Annotated in this window: 15 protein-coding genes; 6 read left to right on the top strand and 9 right to left on the bottom strand. The window is 70.0% G+C overall.

The genetic code is table 11. The features are described 5' to 3' along the window. Window positions 1-29 precede the first annotated feature (29 nt). From AB0M47_RS08075 to AB0M47_RS08060, 4 genes are all read right to left on the bottom strand, one after another. Complete coding sequence (locus AB0M47_RS08075; protein ID WP_363410278.1) at window positions 30-635, bottom strand: DUF305 domain-containing protein; 606 nt, start codon at window positions 633-635, stop codon at window positions 30-32. 53 nt (window positions 636-688) lie between these two features. Beyond that, entirely contained in the window at window positions 689-1,123 is a 435-nt protein-coding gene (locus tag AB0M47_RS08070; protein WP_363410275.1) for a DUF6153 family protein, read from the bottom strand. Window positions 1,124-1,149: 26 nt separating this feature from the next. Next, complete coding sequence (locus AB0M47_RS08065) at window positions 1,150-2,157, bottom strand: hypothetical protein (protein WP_253760823.1); 1,008 nt, start codon at window positions 2,155-2,157, stop codon at window positions 1,150-1,152. Window positions 2,158-2,298: 141 nt separating this feature from the next. After that, window positions 2,299-2,715, bottom strand: a complete 417-nt coding sequence (locus tag AB0M47_RS08060; protein WP_363410272.1) for a hypothetical protein — start codon at window positions 2,713-2,715, stop codon at window positions 2,299-2,301. A 161-nt stretch (window positions 2,716-2,876) separates the two neighbouring features. Between AB0M47_RS08060 and AB0M47_RS08055 the strand changes: the two genes are divergently transcribed. From AB0M47_RS08055 to AB0M47_RS08045, 3 genes are all read left to right on the top strand, one after another. Next, a complete protein-coding gene (locus tag AB0M47_RS08055) occupies window positions 2,877-4,547 on the top strand; it encodes a GTPase domain-containing protein (RefSeq protein ID WP_363410269.1) in 1,671 nt (556 codons plus the stop codon). Beyond that, entirely contained in the window at window positions 4,544-6,121 is a 1,578-nt protein-coding gene (locus AB0M47_RS08050; protein ID WP_363410266.1) for a GTPase, read from the top strand. Before AB0M47_RS08055 ends, AB0M47_RS08050 begins: the two co-directional genes overlap by 4 nt. Before the next feature lie 104 nt (window positions 6,122-6,225). Then, on the top strand, window positions 6,226-7,521 hold the full coding sequence (locus AB0M47_RS08045; RefSeq protein ID WP_363410263.1) for a hypothetical protein: 1,296 nt from the start codon (window positions 6,226-6,228) through the stop codon (window positions 7,519-7,521). An 88-nt stretch (window positions 7,522-7,609) separates the two neighbouring features. On the opposite strand, the gene AB0M47_RS08040 is transcribed toward AB0M47_RS08045, so the two are convergent. Beyond that, window positions 7,610-9,916: a glycosyl hydrolase family 8 gene (locus tag AB0M47_RS08040; protein WP_363410260.1), complete on the bottom strand. Its 2,307-nt coding sequence runs from the start codon at window positions 9,914-9,916 to the stop codon at window positions 7,610-7,612. A gap of 274 nt (window positions 9,917-10,190) precedes the next feature. On the opposite strand from AB0M47_RS08040, the gene AB0M47_RS08035 reads away from it, so the two are divergent. Further along, a complete protein-coding gene (locus AB0M47_RS08035) occupies window positions 10,191-12,146 on the top strand; it encodes a S8 family serine peptidase (RefSeq protein WP_363410257.1) in 1,956 nt (651 codons plus the stop codon). A gap of 51 nt (window positions 12,147-12,197) precedes the next feature. Here the strand turns inward: AB0M47_RS08035 and AB0M47_RS08030 are convergent, their stop codons facing one another. The 3 genes from AB0M47_RS08030 to AB0M47_RS08020 are packed head-to-tail and all read right to left on the bottom strand — an operon-like array spanning window position 12,198 to window position 14,267. Continuing rightward, window positions 12,198-13,133 (bottom strand): hypothetical protein, encoded by a 936-nt coding sequence (locus AB0M47_RS08030; protein WP_253760817.1) that lies wholly within the window; start codon window positions 13,131-13,133, stop codon window positions 12,198-12,200. A gap of 40 nt (window positions 13,134-13,173) precedes the next feature. Then, window positions 13,174-13,725: a class I SAM-dependent methyltransferase gene (locus AB0M47_RS08025; RefSeq protein ID WP_363410253.1), complete on the bottom strand. Its 552-nt coding sequence runs from the start codon at window positions 13,723-13,725 to the stop codon at window positions 13,174-13,176. After that, window positions 13,722-14,267 carry a hypothetical protein gene (locus AB0M47_RS08020; protein ID WP_363410250.1) on the bottom strand — a complete coding sequence of 182 codons (546 nt, stop codon included), beginning with the start codon at window positions 14,265-14,267 and terminating at the stop codon, window positions 13,722-13,724. Before AB0M47_RS08020 ends, AB0M47_RS08025 begins: the two co-directional genes overlap by 4 nt. 74 nt (window positions 14,268-14,341) lie before the next feature. On the opposite strand from AB0M47_RS08020, the gene AB0M47_RS08015 reads away from it, so the two are divergent. Both AB0M47_RS08015 and AB0M47_RS08010 read left to right on the top strand, forming a co-directional pair. Then, window positions 14,342-14,833 (top strand): hypothetical protein, encoded by a 492-nt coding sequence (locus AB0M47_RS08015; RefSeq protein WP_363410247.1) that lies wholly within the window; start codon window positions 14,342-14,344, stop codon window positions 14,831-14,833. A 30-nt stretch (window positions 14,834-14,863) separates the two neighbouring features. Then, a complete protein-coding gene (locus AB0M47_RS08010; RefSeq protein WP_363410245.1) occupies window positions 14,864-15,223 on the top strand; it encodes a YkvA family protein in 360 nt (119 codons plus the stop codon). On the opposite strand, the gene AB0M47_RS08005 is transcribed toward AB0M47_RS08010, so the two are convergent. Then, entirely contained in the window at window positions 15,150-15,929 is a 780-nt protein-coding gene (locus AB0M47_RS08005; protein WP_363410242.1) for a class I SAM-dependent methyltransferase, read from the bottom strand. The two genes, AB0M47_RS08010 and AB0M47_RS08005, sit on opposite strands and share 74 nt — an antisense overlap. Window positions 15,930-15,948: the final 19 nt, after the last annotated feature.

The raw sequence follows: 15,948 nt of genomic DNA, 5'->3' as shown, positions 1-15,948 counted from the left end.
ACGCGTACGCCCGCCCGGGGCGGGGTGTGTCAGAGCCGGCCGACGATCTTCTGCAGCAGCGCGACCTCGGCGGTCTGGGCCGAGACGATCGCCTGGGCGAGCGCCTTCACCTGCGGATCGGCCCCGTTGGCCAGGACGCTGTTCGCCATCTCGATGGCCCCGTTGTGGTGGGCGATCATCAGCTGGGCGAACTTCTTGTCGAAGGCTTTGCCCTGCGCGGCGGCGAGCTGCTTCATCTCGTCGTCGCTCAGGAGGCCGGGCATGCTCTGCATGTCGTGACCCATCGGGGCGGCGGTCGAGCGGCCCCAGGCGGCCAGCCAGCCGGTCATCTTGTCGATCTCCGGCTGCTGCGCTCCCTTGATCTGGGCGGCGAGCGTCTTCACCTCGGCGTCGGTCGCCCGCGTCTCCGCGAGCTTCGCCATCTCGACGGCCTGCTGGTGGTGGACGATCATCATCTGCGCGAACTCGACGTCGGCGGCGTTCGCCGTACCCGAGGCCGGAGCGGACGTGGACGACGTGCCGCCGTGGTTCATCCCGGGCATGCCGGTGTCGCCGGAGTCGTTGCACGCGCTCAGCGCGACGGCGGCCACGGGTACGAGACCGAGCAGGAGGGCTCGGCTGACGATGCGGTTCATGAAGTTTTCTCCTCTATGGACGGACATTCCGGACGCTGGGCGAACCGGGCGTCCTAGTTCCGCAAAACCGAGAGGTCGGCGAGGAGAAGACCGACAGGCGTACGCGGTGGATCCCGGCCGCTTTCCCGGGCAGCCGGTTGCGGCGGGCGTACGCCGGATGCGGTCGAGCGCTGGAGGCGCAGCAGCAGCGCGACGGCGAGGAGCGCCACACCGCCGAGGATGGCCAGGCACATCACGGTCGGGTCGGTCATCGGACCGTGTCGCCCGGACCCGCTTTCCCAGCCGGCCGCCATGCCCGGCGCAGCGTGATCGGCGGGCATGGCACTCATGGGTGCGTGGGTGGGCATGGCACTCATGGGTGCGTGGGTGGGCCCGTGGGCGGCGTGGCCGAGGGTGTGCATGCCGGCGATGCCGGCCGCGAGGAGCAGCAGCAGAAGCAGCAGCGGTCCCGACCGCCGTGCTCGCATCTGGCTGACGCTGCCGCTCATGCGGGCCAGCATACCCCCAGGAGGTATCAGTACACGGACAGGTGCACGTGATTCGTGTGCTCGGCCGCCGCTCCGCAGCATCCGCTGTAGCTGCGCCAGCCCAGTCCGGGGAACCAGATCTTGCGGTACCAGATTACGTACAGTACCCCGAGCGCCCGGGAGTTCTTGATGAAGAACGAGGCGAGTCGATCACCGTATCGTCTGTCGTCGCCGGACGCGTCCGAGGTGGAGAAGGTCGCCCGGGCCGAGGAGAAGTCGCAGGCGCGTCCCTTGGGATGCTCGCCCGACGACTGCGTACGCCAGCACTTGGTGTACCGCGTGTAGTCGTTGGCCCGCGCCTGCTCGTACGCGTGCAGCAGCCGAGGCGTCAGACAACCGCCGGTCTTGGTCGGGTCCTTGACCGAGCAGTTCTCCTTCGGCCAACTGCCGTCCGCATTGCGGGGCGCGGGGATGGCCGCGGGCGAGTTCGGGTCGAGCCAGCCGTGGATCGACTTCCCGCCGACCTTGAGCAAGACCTGCTCGGCCGCCTTCATCCGCTTCTTCATCTCGGCGACCTGGGCGGTCTGCAGTGCCGCCTCGGCGTCGATCGCCGCCTTGCCGGTACGCGCCTTCTCCTCCAGCCGCAGCAACCGGCCGAGCGCCTGATCCTGCCGGAGGGTGATCTCCTCCAGCATCGTCGCGCGAGTGAAGAAGTCCTCGGAGGTGCCCGCGCCGAGCATCGCCGCGAAGCCGCTGAGCCGCCCGGTGGTGTACGCCGCTGCCGCGATCGCGCCTACCTGCTTGCGCAGCGGCGCGAGCTGGGCGGTGGCCTGTTGCAGTTCCCGGCGCAGGACGACCTGGCGGGCCTGCGACTTCTCCAGCGCGTCCTGGGCTTCCAGGTAGCCGCGAGCGGCAGCCTCCAGGTTCTGGATGAGCTGCTGGTTGTGCGCCTCGTCCGGCTCGGCCGCGGCCGGCGTGGCGGGCGCGAGAGCCAGGACGATCGCGGCGACGGGAGACAGCACCGCCGCCAGAGTCCGCTTGACCGTCGGGGGCACGGCCGATCCTTCCGCGAGGGGTCAGCCGACACTCTAACCAACCCCGTCGGCGGCAGATCACGGATGTGCATGCCAAAACCGGCCGAGGTTTACGGCATATCCGTGATCTGCCGTAAACCTCGGCCGGCCGCGCGACGCGGGTCAGGCGGTGAGGAGTCCGATCCCGAGGGTCAGCGCACCGGCGGCGAGGCTGGCCGCGCCGAGCCACAGGATGACGACGGCCTTGGTCGGCTGCGTGACGTTACGCCCGGCCGAGGCGGCGAAGAAGCCGCCGGACATGAGGATGGCGGCGGCCGGGATGAGCAGCCGGACGAGCCAGCCGACGGCGCCGTCGAAGGTCGTCGCGTCGGCGAGCACCTGGGCGATCAGCCCCAGCGTCACCAGTACGCCCGCGTGCGCGTGCCCGGCCCGGGCGAACGCCTTCTGGAAGTCGGTCATCGGCACCTGACCCCGCACGATCTTGGTCATGAACCAGCCGCCGAACTCGATGGTCACGATCGAGAGGAGGAGGATGCCGGCCACGATCCGGCTGGCGTCACTGAGCACGAGGTGGTCCATTGCGCCTCCATCTTGTCACTGTCTAGATACGCTCGACACTCTAATTCCCGCGCGCTCCGGCGCGCAAGTGACGTTGATCATGATGTTTCCGGTTGCGACACACCGGCGACCCCACAGTTAACTCCATGATCAACGGGGTATAGGAGAGTAGTGATGTGGGCATGAGGCTGGCGGAGGCGTTGGGGGCACTGCGCGACGCGCTCGCGGCGGTGCGGTACCCGCTAGGCCTGCCCGACGCGGCGGACTCGGCCCGGCTGGCCGACACCACCCGGGCGCAGCTCGACGACTATCTGCTGCCGCGGCTGGCCCGGCTCGACGCGCCGTTGCTGGTCGTCGTCGGCGGTTCGACCGGCGCGGGCAAGTCCACGTTGGTCAACAGCATCGTCCGAGAGCCGGTCAGCGCCGCCGGGGCCCGCCGGCCGACGACTCGCGATCCCGTCCTCGTCTGCCATCCCGACGACGCCGCCTGGTTCACCGAGGCGCATCTGCTGCCCGGCCTTGGGCGTACCACTTCGGGCGACGGCGGCCTGCGGATCGTCCCGAGCGAGCGGCTGACCGCGGGCCTGGCGCTGCTGGACGCTCCGGACATCGACTCGGTGGTGGAGAGCAATCGCGCGCTGGCCGAGCGCCTGCTGGCCGCCGCGGACCTCTGGCTGTTCGTGACCACCGCGACGCGCTACGCGGACGCCGTCCCGTGGGAGCTGTTGCGCGCGGCCCGAGCACGTGGCACCGCGATCGCGATGGTCTTGGACCGGTTGCCCGCTGACGCCGACACCGAGGTGACCCCGCATCTGACCGAGATGCTCGGCGAGAACGGCTTCGGCGACGCCCGGCTGTTCGTCGTGCCGGAGACCACTGTGGACGAACGTCGGCTGCTGCCCGAGCCGGTGATCGCGGAGCTACGCGGCTGGCTCGATTCGCTGGCCCAGTCGGCGGCCGGCCGGGCGGCGGTGGTCCGGCAGACCGTGGACGGTGCGGTCGCGGCGCTCGATCCCACCGTCGGCACGCTCGCGACCGCCGCCGAGGCCCAGGTCGAGGCGGCGGAGACGCTGGAGACCGCGGCCCGGTCGGCGTACGAGGAAGCCGGGAAAGCGGTCGAGCGCGGCATCCGCGACGGCGCCCTGCTGCGCGGCGAAGTGCTCGCACGCTGGCAGGAGCTGGTCGGCGCGGGCGAGTTCATGCGAGGGCTCCAGGCCCGCGTCGCCCGCTGGCGCGATCGGCTCGTCGACACCGTCACCGGCCGCCCACGCCCGGCTGACCAGCTGCAAAGCGCGTTGGAGTCCGGGGTGGTCACGTTCGTGCGCGGAGCGGCGGCCGACGCGGCCGAGCAGGCGGCAGCCGCCTGGCGGGCCCATCCGGCCGGCTCCGCGCTGCTCAAGTCCCACGCCGAGCTGGCGGCTCCGTCGGCGGATCTCAGCCTTCGGCTGGATCGACTGGTACGCGATTGGCAGCGCTCGGTACTGGAACTCGTGCGGGCGGAATCCGGGAATCGCATCGCCTTCGCCCGGGCCGGGGCGTACGCCGTGAACGGGTTGGGCCTCGTGGTGATGATCAGCGTCTTCGCCGCGACGGCGTTCATCCCGACCGGCGCGGAGATCGCCGTCGGCGCCGGTACGACGATCGCGGCGCAGAAGGTGCTCGAGGCGATCTTCGGCGACCAGGCCGTTCGGCAGCTGGCGGCCAAGGCGCGCAAGGATTTGCTGGACCGGGTCGACGCCCTGCTCGACGAGGAGGCCGGCCGATTCCGGGCGGTGCTCGACGATTCCGGGATCGACCGAACGGCGGGGCCGACCCTGCGGGCCTGTGCGGCGGCAGTACGGGAGGCCCGGTGAACCTGGACTCCGTGGCCGACCGGGTCGGCGCGCTCCGCCAGTTCGTCGAGACGACGTCGCCATATCTTCCGGCGGACGATCTCGCGCCGGCCCAGGCCGTGGTGGACCGGGCCGGTGAACGGCTGGCGTTGTCGCGGGCGCATACCGTCGTGGCGTTGGCCGGCGCGACCGGCAGCGGCAAGTCCACCCTGTTCAACCGGCTCGCCGGGGTGGACCTCTCCCCCGCCGGGCGACGCCGCCCCACCACCGGCGAGACGTACGCCTGCGTCTGGGGTTCCGGCGCGGAGGAGCTGCTGGACTGGCTCGACGTCGGCAAGCGGTACGCCGTCCCGGCCGGGGAGCTGGCCGGGCTGGTCCTGCTCGACCTGCCGGACTACGACTCCGTCGAGGCGTCCCACCGGGTGGAGGTCGATCGCCTCCTCGCCGTGGTGGACCTGATCGTCTGGGTGCTGCACCCGCAGAAGTACGCCGACAGGGTGGTCCACCGGCAGTACCTGGAGCAGTTCGCGGCGCACCAGGACGTGACCGTCGTCGCGCTGCACCAGGCGGATCTGCTGTCGCCGGAGGATCTCCGCGAGTGTCTGTCCGATCTAGACGATCTGCTGGCCGCCGACGGCCTGGCCGGCGTACCGGTGGTCGCCACGTCGGCGGTCGGGCCACCGGGGCTCGACCCTCTGGTGTCCCGGTTGAGCGCCGCGGTCCGTCGGCGGGAAGCCGCGCTGCGCAGGTTGGACGCTGACGTCACCACGGTGTCGGCGCAGTTGACCCCACTCGTCGACGCGCCCACGCCCGACCTGGATCGGGGTTCCGAGAAGGCGTTGGTGGACGCGCTCGCCCACGCCGCGGGTGTGCCGCTGGTCGCGTCGGCGACCGAGCAGGCGTACGTGCATCGGGCGCGGAAGGCGACGGGGTGGCCCTTCGCACGGTGGATCCGGCGATTCCGGGCCGACCCGTTGCAGCGGCTGCGAGTCGGCTCGTCTCCTTCCGGCGCCGGCTCCACGATCGGGGCGACGTCCATCGGACCGGCCGCCCCGGCGGCGCAGGCCGAAGCGGCCCTGGCCGTACGCCAGATCGCCGACGACGCCGGACGCGGGCTCGCCGCACCATGGCAGGACGCGTTGCGTACGGCGGCGCGGGGGCGCATGGACGATCTGCCGGACGCGCTGGACGTGGCCGTCGCGCGTACCGATCTGAAGGTGGGCCGGAATCCGGCGTGGTGGCGGCTGTTCGGCGTACTGCAGTGGATCGGCGCGCTGGCCGTCGTCGCCGGGCTGCTCTGGCTGCTCGTCCGGTACGTCATGTTCGCGCTGGCGCTGCCGGAGATCCCGATGCCGGCCGTCGGCCGGGTTCCGCTGCCGACCTTCCTGCTCGGCGCGGGCCTGCTCGTCGGTCTCGTGCTAGCGCTGGTGGTACGCCCGATCGTCCGGATCGCCGCGCGCCGCAAGGGAAGGCAGGCGTACGCACGACTCCGCGCTTCGGTGGCGACGGTCGCCGGTTCGCACGTCCTCTCCCCCGTACGGGACGTCCTCGCGGACTATGCCGCAGCCCGTAAGGCGCTGTCCTCGTTCCGCTGACTGCGAGCAGATGAGGCACTTGTGGCATGTACCGCAAGAGTTGCAGACAAATGTCAATCGGCTGCCGGACGCCTTACCGGACGAATCTCCGTAGCGTCCCAAACGTGGGACTTCAGGACGAACTCGAACCTATTCTGGCCAAGATCAGGACCGAGGCCAACAACAGTTGGCAGAAATACCTCACCGGCATTCCGGACAAGGAAGACCATGCCGCGGAGTGGCAGAAGATCGGGACCGAGTTCTTCGGCACGGTCGACGATCTCCTGACCCGGTTCCGCCGCTACTACGCCTTCGATTCCCATGACTTCTCCGTCAACGTGAACCAGCTGGCCTCACCGAAGTCCGGCGCCCTGGTGGACCGGCCGATGGGGGGCACGGCGGTCGGCAGCGTCTTCTCCGCGTCGGACAACTACATGGCCGGCGTCAGCACCATGATCCACGCCGAGCAGTGGAACGGCCCGAGCGCCAAGGCCTTCCAGAAAGACTTCCTCGAACCGTTCGGCACGGCGTCGAAGTGGCAGCAGGCGTACATCAAGGAACTCGCCACCGCCGCGGCCGCCCTGCAGGTGGCCTCGAGCCGGACCAAGCGGGCCATCAAGTTCGTCGCCGAGAGCTGCCTGGGCGCGCTGACCGGCGATCAGAAGTATCAGGGCGACCTGGGCTTCGCCGACACCTCCAAGGATCTGCCGGGCAAGGACGTCGCCGACGGGCTCGGCATCATCACCGGCGTCGCCGGGCTGTTCCTCGGCGGCCCCGTCGGACTGGTCATCGGCGCCGTCGGACTGGTCAGCGGCCTCTACGGCGCGGGCAAACAGGGCAGCACGGAACCCCATCTCCAGGTGGAGTATCGCGACGATCCCCAATCGGTGGTCAAGCAGACCGAGTACGCCATCAAAGCCCTCGAGGAGTGGCTCCTCGACGAGGACGAGAAGCTCGGCGGCGCGCTGAACAAGGACCTGGAGAGCCCGGACGCCTTCGCGAGCCCGTTTCTGAAGCTCCCCGCGCCCGGCGTCACCTCCGGGACTTACAAGGAGCTGGGCATCCGGGACGCGCCGGGCGGTGACGACCAGGTCGTCGTCTCGCTGGTCCAGCTCGGTCGGTGCGGGGCGTACAACCTGCCGGGCGCGGCCTACGAGTACGACGCCGCGGCGAACCAGGTCGACGCCTGCCAGATCCCGGGCAGCATGAGCGTGTTCTTCCCGCGCACGATCTCCCCGTTCAACTCCTCGGTCGACAACCTCGTCAGGATCATGCACGGCATCCGGGACGGGCTCAACCGGGCCGGCGACGCGATGCTGACGGCGGCGCGCAACTATGAGGGTACCGATGCTCAGCAGGCGGCCGTGATCACCGAGATCTCGAAGATCGCACCGCATCACAGCATCGCTCCGACGAAGTGAGCTGACCAGATACACGAGGCGGAGGGGCCGGTCGTACGCGCACCGGCCCCTCCACCCGTCCTCGATCAGCGGATCACGGATCGGCGGGTCACGGCACCCAGTAGTTGCCGGAGACCACGATCATCACCTGCAACTGGACCGACATGTTGTAGTACTCGGTGCTGCCGAACGACCGCGACACCATGTGGTTCCACAGCGCGTCCAGCCAGGCCTGGCTGCCGGAGTCGGTCATCGCGGCGACCGCGAACGGCGCGTAGAAACAGGCGTCGTTGCCCGAGTCGAGGTTGCCCCCGCTCAGCGAATAGCCGTCCACGATGCTCGCCGGGTTGCCGCCCGTCTTCGACTTGATCCAGGTGTTCAGCTTCCGGGCCGAGGCCAGCGAGGCGGAGTTGCCGCTGGTGACGGCGTCCGCGCCGAGGCGCCACGGCGTACGGCAGGAGTTCCAGTAGTACTTGCCGTCGTTCGGGCCTTCCAGAACCTCACCGGTCGGCGGCTTGGGCGTCGTGTTCGTGGTGATCACGAAGTCCGGCAGCAGGCCGGTGCTGGGGGCGTACTGGTTCTGGAGGTTGGTGATGAGCGTCTGGTGGGCGCTGCGGATGGTGTCCCATGCAGTGTCACCGGTCGCCGTCCGGAACGCCCGCATGTGGTCGATCATGTGGTCGGACGGGCGCGTCGTGTAGTACAGCGCGTCGCAGCAGCTGCTCCAGTCGCCCAGCTTCAGCAGGTTCGTCGTCGGGTTGATCTCGCTGGCCTTGATGGCGTTGATCCGCTTGATCGCCAGCTGCTTGTAGTTGTAGGTCCCGGCGCTCCCCCACTGCTTGTCGGCCAGCAGGAGCGCGTACGCCACGTCCATGTCGCCGTCGGTCGCCGAGTCGGAGCCGTTGACGCTCTTGCAGCTGGTGTCCTGCTCGGCCGCCAGGAGATCGGCGTTGTTCACCGACGGGTGGGCCAGCACGTACTTCACCATGCCGTCGAAGATCGTCTTGGCGTTGGCGTCGGCTCCGGCCATCGTCGCGGTGATCACCATGCCGTAGCCCTGGCCCTCGGCGACGTACGGGTGGTCGGCGTCCGGCGAGATCGTCTCGTACCAGCCGTTGCCGCAGTTCTGCTTGACGAAGTTCGCCTTCCACTTGGTGTACACGCTGACCACGGCCTGGTCGAGGGTGGCCTGCGACCCGCTCGGCTTGAGCATGCCCGCGGCGTACGCGAACAGGTGGCTGCCGAACGGCACCGCCGGCCCGCCGGAGCCGCCGCTCGTGGTGGCGCTCACGGAGTTCGAGGCGGCCGAGCTGTTGCCCGCCGCGTCGTGGGCCTTGACAGTGAACGTGTACGCCGTCGACGCCGCCAGCCCGCCGACGGTCGCCGTGGTGCCCGTGACGGTCGTGGCGAGTACGCCGCCCCGGTACACGTCGTAGCCGGTGACGCCCACGTTGTCGGTGGACGAGTCCCAGGCCAGGCTCACGCTGGACGAGGTGACCCCGGTCGAGCGCAGGTTGCCCGGCGCGGTCGGCGCCTGGGTGTCCCCACCGCCACCGCCTCCGGTCACGCTGAGCACGTCGACGTTGGGACCGCCGTTGGCGGTGGTGGCCGTGGCCCGGACGGTGTTGGCGCCCGCCACGAGCGACGCGGTGATCGCCTTGGTGGTCCACGTGTCCCAGTTCGCCGTGGCCGGGAAGGACACGCCGGCCGCGACGACCGCGCCGTTGACGGCGATGTCCATCGGCCGGTCGACGGTGGTGCCGTTGGCGTACCGGAAGGTGAGCGTCTGGCTGCCCGCGGCGGCGGCGGTCACGCTCCACTCCACGTAGGACCCGGCGACGTTGGTGTAGTCCACGAAGCCGGTGCCGGTGTAGCCGGTGTGATTGGTGGCCGCCGCGGCTTGCGCGAGCACGGCGTTCTCGGCCTGGTAGTCGGTCGCCGTGGCGGTGATGTCGACGTCGAGGTAGTCGAGGTTGGCCGTCCCGTTAGCGGTCGTCGCGGTGACGCGTACGGTGTTCGGCCCGGCGGTGAGGGCGGCGGTCACCGTTTTGTTCGCCCAGGTGTCCCAGTTCGTCGTGCTGCCGAACGCCGACGCCGCCGCGATCACCGTGCCGTTGACGGCGATGTCGGCCGGGCGGCCGGTCGTGGTGCCGTTGGAGTAGCGGATCGTCAGTGCGGCCGTGCCCGCGCTCGCGGCGGTCACCGTCCACTCGGTATAGCTCCCCGCGACGTTGTCCCCGTTGACGAACCCGCTACCGGAGTAGTTGAGGTGGTTGGCCTCGACCACGCCCTGCGACACGGTCGCACCCTCGGCTTCGTAGCGGGTGGCGGCCGCCGCGCCGGGCGTCGCCGGCGACAGCGCCGCCACGAGCGCCAGACCTGCCGTGAGGGCGAGGCCCCTTGCGTATCGCTTCATCTGACCTCCAGAGCTCGAATGGTTAGACAGTTTGCCTAACCATTATCGAAGTGTCAATGGATGTCGATCTCATAAACAGTTTTGCGACGCCGATCCCGCGACCGCTGTTAAACGACCTGTCGCCGTGGATTCACCGAGTCCTACGTTTTCCGCCAGCCCCTCGCGGTCGGCGCCAGGAAGACCCGGCCGCGAGGCTGGTCCCCCGCTCGAAACAGCCAGTGAGGACGGCGGACCAGCCCCAGAAACTGAGGGGGCGTCTTGGGAGGAGGAACCCTTGGCACATCGCACCCCCACCGTGGCCGCGACGCTGTTGCTGGCGCTCGCCACCACACTCACCCCCGCCGCGACGGCGGTGGCGTCCCCGTCCGTCGAGCCGACCGGCGTCATCCGGGCGGCCGACAGCCCGTACGCCGTTCCAGGCCGCTACATCGTGGCGCTGAAGGACACCGCGCTGGCCGCCGTTACCCCCGCGGCCATCGCAGTGCGCGCCCGTGACCTGAGTGCCCGCTTCGGCGGGCAGTCCCGGCACGTCTACTCCGCCGGGTTGCACGGATTCTCGGCGAACCTGGCCGAGCCGCAAGCCCGGAAGCTGGCGGCCGATCCCGCCGTGGCCTACGTCGAGCAGGTGCAGCGGATCGGCGTACTGGACACGCAGAACAACCCGCCGAACTGGGGGGACGACCGCATCGACCAGCGGAACCTGCCGCTGAACCAGACGTTCACCTATCCGGCCAACCCGGGCCAGGGCGTCACCGTGTACATCTTGGACACCGGGCTCAACGCCAGCCACACCGATTTCACCGGCCGGGTGAAGCAGGGCGTGGACATGGTGGACAACGACAGCACGCCGCAGGACTGCCACGGCCACGGTACGCACGTGGCCGGCACCGCGGTCGGCACCACCTACGGCATCGCCAAGAAGGCGTCGCTCGTGTCGGTCCGTGTCCTGAACTGCCAGGGCAGCGGCACCAACGACGACTTGATCGCGGGCATCGACTGGGTACGCGCCAACGCCCAGAAGCCGGCCGTGGCCAACTACAGCATCGGCTGCCAGAGCCGGTGCAGCAGCGCCGCCATGGACAGCGCGGTGAACAACCTCATCTCGTCGGGCGTGCAGTTCGTCGAGGCGGCCGGGAACTCCGGCGACGACGCCTGCTACTACAGCCCGCAGGGCGTCTCCGCCGCGATCACGGTCGGCAACAGCACCAACGCCGACGCGCGCAACAGCACCAGCAACTACGGCTCTTGCCTGGACTTGTTCGCGCCGGGCACGAGCATCGTGTCGGCGTCCTACTCCAGCAACACCGGCAGCGCGACCATGACCGGCACCTCCATGGCCTCGCCGCACGTGACCGGGTCGGCCGCCCTCTACCTCGGGGCGAACCCGTCGGCCACGCCCGCGCAGGTACGCAACGCGCTGGTGACCAACGGCACGACCGGGAAGATCACCAGTCCTGGCAGCGGTTCGCCGAATGTGTTGCTGTACACGGGATTCATCGGTGGCGGCGACCCCGGCAGCCCGTCGGTGACCAACCCGGGCAACCAGAGCACCGCGGTCGGGCAGGCCGTCGACCTGCAACTGTCGGCCACTGGCGGGACGAGTCCCTACACCTGGAGCGCGAGTGGGCTGCCCGCCGGGCTGTCCATCGGCTCGTCGACCGGCCGGATCACCGGTACGCCGACCACAGCGGGGACGTCGAATGTGACCGTCACCGTCACCGACTCGGCGAGCAAGACCGGGACCGCCCAGTTCACCTGGACGGTCGGCACCGGCGGTGGCTGCACCCCGGCGCAGCTCGTCGGCAACGGCGGGTTCGAGAGCGGGACGAGCCCGTGGACGGCTTCGCAGTACGTCGTCGGCGCTTGGCCGGAGTACCCGGCCCGGACCGGCACCCGTAACGCGTGGTTCGGCGGACGCGGCTCGGCCCACACCGACACGCTGTCGCAGTCGGTGACCATCCCGGCCGGCTGCACCGCCACCCTGAAGTTCTGGCTGCGGATCACCACGGCCGAGACGGAGAGCGTCGTCTACGACACCTTCGCCGTGACCGTGGGCAGCACGACGGTGGCCAGCTACTCCAACCTCAACGCGAATTCCGCGTACGCCGAGCGGACCGTGAACCTGGCGCAGTTCGCCGGGCAGACGGTCACCCTCACGTTCACCGGGATCGAGGACTGGTCGTTGCAGACCAGCTTCGTCGTCGACGACGTCACGCTGAACGTCGCCTGACCGGTGCGGTGGGCGGCCTCCTCACGAGGGCGGCCGCCCACCCATCGCGTTCTATTCCCACTCCCAGCGCATCCCGACGATGCCCGGCGGAACGTCAGAGGCGACCAGGTGAGCCCCGTGCGTCGACCCGATCCAGATCTCGCGTACGCCTTGGTCCGGCGCGTGGATCGCCCGGCGCTCATAGCGGTAGCACCGCGCCGGGACCGCCCGCTGATCGAACTGCACCTCCAGGACGTATTCGCTGACGGGCACGTTGAAGCCGCGGTAGTACGTCTCGGTCGGCGTCGCCGAGTCGCTGAGGAAGGCGTACTCGATGACCACGGTGTCGCCCCGGGCGAGCATGCGGTCGAAGATGATCTCGGCGGCCAGCAGGCCCGACGCCGCGTCGGTACGCACCCGGCCGAGCCGGCAGTTGCGCAGCGCCCGGATGTCGGTGAACGCCTTCAGGTCGTCGGTGCGGAAGATGCCGACCGTGCGGCTCAGCCGATCCACATTGGATCGGAGCACCTGGCGGCAGGTCAGGCTGATCTCCTGCCGGTCGCCGCCGACCAGATAAAGGTCGTGCAGGCTCAGCCGGGTCAGCTCATGGTTGAGCCATCGGTCCAGCTCGCCGATCATCCGCGAGACGCTGGTGGCGTCCTCGAAAAGCCGGTCGATGTCCAACGTGCCCGGCGGCTGGGTGAGCCACCGGCCGCGCGGGCGGCGCGGGCCGAGCTGGGCGATCAGCGACTCCGGCGGCAGCGCCAGGATCTCCTCCAGCAGCCGGACCGCCTTCATGGAATCCGGCCGCTCGGGCCGGCTGCGTCCCCGCCGCCAATAGCTCAACGTGGTGAGGCTGACGGTCACCCCCGCCGCGGCCAGCTTCTCCTGGATCTCCTCCAGGCGCAGGCCGCGATCCTCGATGGCCAGATGGAGGGCCGCCGAGAAGGGGCCGGTCCGCAACGCGTGCGCGAGGTCCCGGCCGATCTCCGGACGTTCTGGCTCCATATTCGCTGAGTATGCACGTCCAGCCGGACGCGGCAAGGCCTCAGCGCCGGGCGCGGAACCGCAACCGGTCGCCGACCTCGACGTCCACCTCGCCGAACCCGGCCGCCATCAGGCGTACGGGGAGGGTTTCGGGGTCGAGCGGCTCGTAGGCGTCGCCGTCGTGGAACTCTCGCAACCGGTCCGACGCCACGCTGTCGGTCCCCGCGAACCAGCCGCCCGGCCGCAGCAGCCGAGCCGCCTCGAAGAACAACTCGTCCTGAGCGGGCGGCGGCGTGACGTGGTGCAGCATCGTGAAGCACACGACCGCGTCGGCGACGCCGTCGGCCAACGGGACCCGGCGCGCGTCGGCGTGGCGTACGTCGACGGTGGGGAACCTGGCGGTCAGCCCGGCGGCGAGGGTCGCGTCGGCCTCGATCACGGTCAGCCGCCGGGCCCAGTCCAGCAGGTACGCCGTACTCGCTCCGAAGCCGCCGCCGAGTTCGACGGCGTACTCCGGTTCCGGCAGCCCGGCCAAGCCCCACGGCAGCACCTCGCCGACCAGGATCTCGGCCCACTCGGGGCTGGAGCAGTACGCGTCATGCAGCGAGTTCATCGGACGGTCCCTTCGATCAGCATCGGCAGCAGGTGGGTACGCGCTTTCGCCGGGGTCCAGGCGTGCCGGGCGCGCAGGTGCAGGTAGGTCCAGGCGACCGCGTTGAACAGGATGTCCGCCCGATCCAGGTCGGTGCCCTTGCCGAGCAGCCGGCCCGCCGCCCGGGCGTCGCGCAGCACCGCGACGAACGGGTCGAGGAACCGCATCGGGAGGTCCGCCGTCGCGGCCGCCCGGTGGAACATCTCGTCGGACAGGGTCAGCACGTCCGCGTGCGCGTCGACGACGTCGCAGAGCGCGTTCATCGTCTTGCGCAGCCGCTCGGCCGGGTCGCCGCCGGCGGTGAGCACCGGCAGCATCGCGTCGCGGTAGTCCGCCGCCAGCCGTTTGAGCAACCCGTCCAGCAGGCTCTCCCGAGTCACGCCGTTGCGCCACAGGGTCACCCGCGATCGGCCGGCCTTGTCGGCGACCCGTTCCAGGGTCAATCCGTCCCACCCGACGTCGGCCAGCACCGCGACGGTCGCCTCGTGGAGATCATCCTTCACGAATGCAACATAGCCGTTGCATTTTCTGAACGCAAGCATTGCATCGACCGGCGTCCCCGGCGCATGCTGACGGGATGATGAGACTTCCCTTCGCCGGGCCCCTCACCCCAGTAGAGCCCGGACCTCGAACCATTCCCGAGCCGCCCCGTCGCGGCGAGCCCGGCGGCGACCCGTGCCGCATCTGCGACCAGGACGACGGCATCTGGTCCGACGCGAACTGGGTGCTGCACGAGCCCGTGGGCGGCAGCCTGCCTGGCACGCTCTGGTTGGCCTCCCGGGTGCATGTGGACTCGTTCGCCGATCTGCCGGAGGAACTGGCCGCCGACTTCGGCCGGGTGACGGCCCGCGTCGAGCGCGCGATCCTTGCGCTTCCTGACGTAGGCCGGGTGCACCTCTACCGCTGGGGCGACGGCGCCGCGCATTTCCACGTCTGGTTCATGCCCCGGCCGCTGGGCATGCTCGAGGCGACTCGCTACGCGCTCCCGGTCTGGGAGGACGCCCTGCCCGCCGCCACCGAAGCCCAGCTACAGGCCGCGCGGGAGGTCGTCATGTCCGCGTTGGCATGACGCAAGCCGGTTCTGGGTACGCTCAGCGCCATGTCCCGGGAAGCCTGGATCGTCGTCGGAGTCGTCGCCGGCGTCATCGCACTGGCCACGTTGTACGGTGCGATCCGCTTGGCGCGCAAGCTCTTCGTGACCAAGCGCATGCTGGGCGACCTCGGCACCGGCGGGAAGGTCGCCTTCTGGGGCGCGCTGGTCTACACGATCCTGCCGGTGGATCTGCTGCCCGATCCGATCTACCTCGACGACATGGGCGTGCTCACCGCCGCCCTGCTCTACCTGACCCACCTGCTGCGGAAGCGGCGGGCGGCGGGCGTACCGGTCAGGCTGCCCGGCGCGCGAGGATCAGGCCGGTCGTCAGCTGCTGATGCAGCACCCCGCCGCGGCCGTCGATGAGCTTGGCGATCGCCTGGTGCAGTTGGGACCGCCGCTGCTCGGGCAGCATGCGGTGGTTGGAGAAGGTCGACAGCAGCCGCAGGTAACGCGGGGTCGGGAAGGGCACGACCCGGATCACCTCCTGCTGCTCGAAGTCGGTGAACAGCGGCGACGTCCGCACCTCGTCCGGGTGGAACACGTCGGGGTGGAGATTGGCCGGCACGCCGTGGGCGATCTCCGGGGCGTGCTTGAGGTAGACGTTCTGCATCGCTGTGGCGGTGTCCTCGTCGGCGAACCCGAAGTCGTGGGCGAACAAGGCGATGACACCGCCCGGAGCCAGCGCCTCGGCGGCCAGTCGCGTACGCGTCTGGTGGCTCACCCAGTGCCACGCCTGAGCACTGGCCAGCAGATCGACGCCGTCCGCCGGCGGTGGCCAGTCCTCGAACCGGCTCACCTCGATCGCCACGAACTCGTCGTCGTGAAACCGCCGCCGCAGCACACCCGCCATCGCGGCGTCCGGCTCGACGCAGGTGATCGGGGCGTCGAGCGTACGCAGCACCTCGGTGCCCTTGCCGGTGCCGGCGCCCACCTCGGCGATCGCGGCCGGGCGACGGCCCGCGTACGCCAGGATCCGGTCGGCGATCTCGACCGGGTAGCCCGGCCGGACGTCGTCGTAGTCGGTCGCCACCTCGCCGAAGACCTGGCTCTGCACCCGCTCGGAGACCATGCCGGGCACTCTAGTACTC

This window comes from Hamadaea sp. NPDC051192, from assembly GCF_040682475.1.
GTDB classification, from domain to species: domain Bacteria; phylum Actinomycetota; class Actinomycetes; order Mycobacteriales; family Micromonosporaceae; genus Hamadaea; species Hamadaea flava.
This window is presented reverse-complemented; position numbering and strand designations above follow the sequence as displayed.

What these genes read in the sequence shown, in the direction of transcription:
- AB0M47_RS08070 (WP_363410275.1), bottom strand. Translation starts at nt 1,123, where the DNA reads ATGAGCGGCAGCGTCAGCCAGATGCGAGCACGGCGGTCGGGACCGCTG.
- AB0M47_RS08055 (WP_363410269.1), top strand. Translation starts at nt 2,877, where the DNA reads ATGAGGCTGGCGGAGGCGTTGGGGGCACTGCGCGACGCGCTCGCGGCG.
- AB0M47_RS08030 (WP_253760817.1), bottom strand. Translation starts at nt 13,133, where the DNA reads ATGGAGCCAGAACGTCCGGAGATCGGCCGGGACCTCGCGCACGCGTTG.
- AB0M47_RS08040 (WP_363410260.1), bottom strand. Translation starts at nt 9,916, where the DNA reads ATGAAGCGATACGCAAGGGGCCTCGCCCTCACGGCAGGTCTGGCGCTC.
- AB0M47_RS08075 (WP_363410278.1), bottom strand. Translation starts at nt 635, where the DNA reads ATGAACCGCATCGTCAGCCGAGCCCTCCTGCTCGGTCTCGTACCCGTG.
- AB0M47_RS08060 (WP_363410272.1), bottom strand. Translation starts at nt 2,715, where the DNA reads ATGGACCACCTCGTGCTCAGTGACGCCAGCCGGATCGTGGCCGGCATC.
- AB0M47_RS08010 (WP_363410245.1), top strand. Translation starts at nt 14,864, where the DNA reads ATGTCCCGGGAAGCCTGGATCGTCGTCGGAGTCGTCGCCGGCGTCATC.
- AB0M47_RS08005 (WP_363410242.1), bottom strand. Translation starts at nt 15,929, where the DNA reads ATGGTCTCCGAGCGGGTGCAGAGCCAGGTCTTCGGCGAGGTGGCGACC.
- AB0M47_RS08025 (WP_363410253.1), bottom strand. Translation starts at nt 13,725, where the DNA reads ATGAACTCGCTGCATGACGCGTACTGCTCCAGCCCCGAGTGGGCCGAG.
- AB0M47_RS08015 (WP_363410247.1), top strand. Translation starts at nt 14,342, where the DNA reads ATGATGAGACTTCCCTTCGCCGGGCCCCTCACCCCAGTAGAGCCCGGA.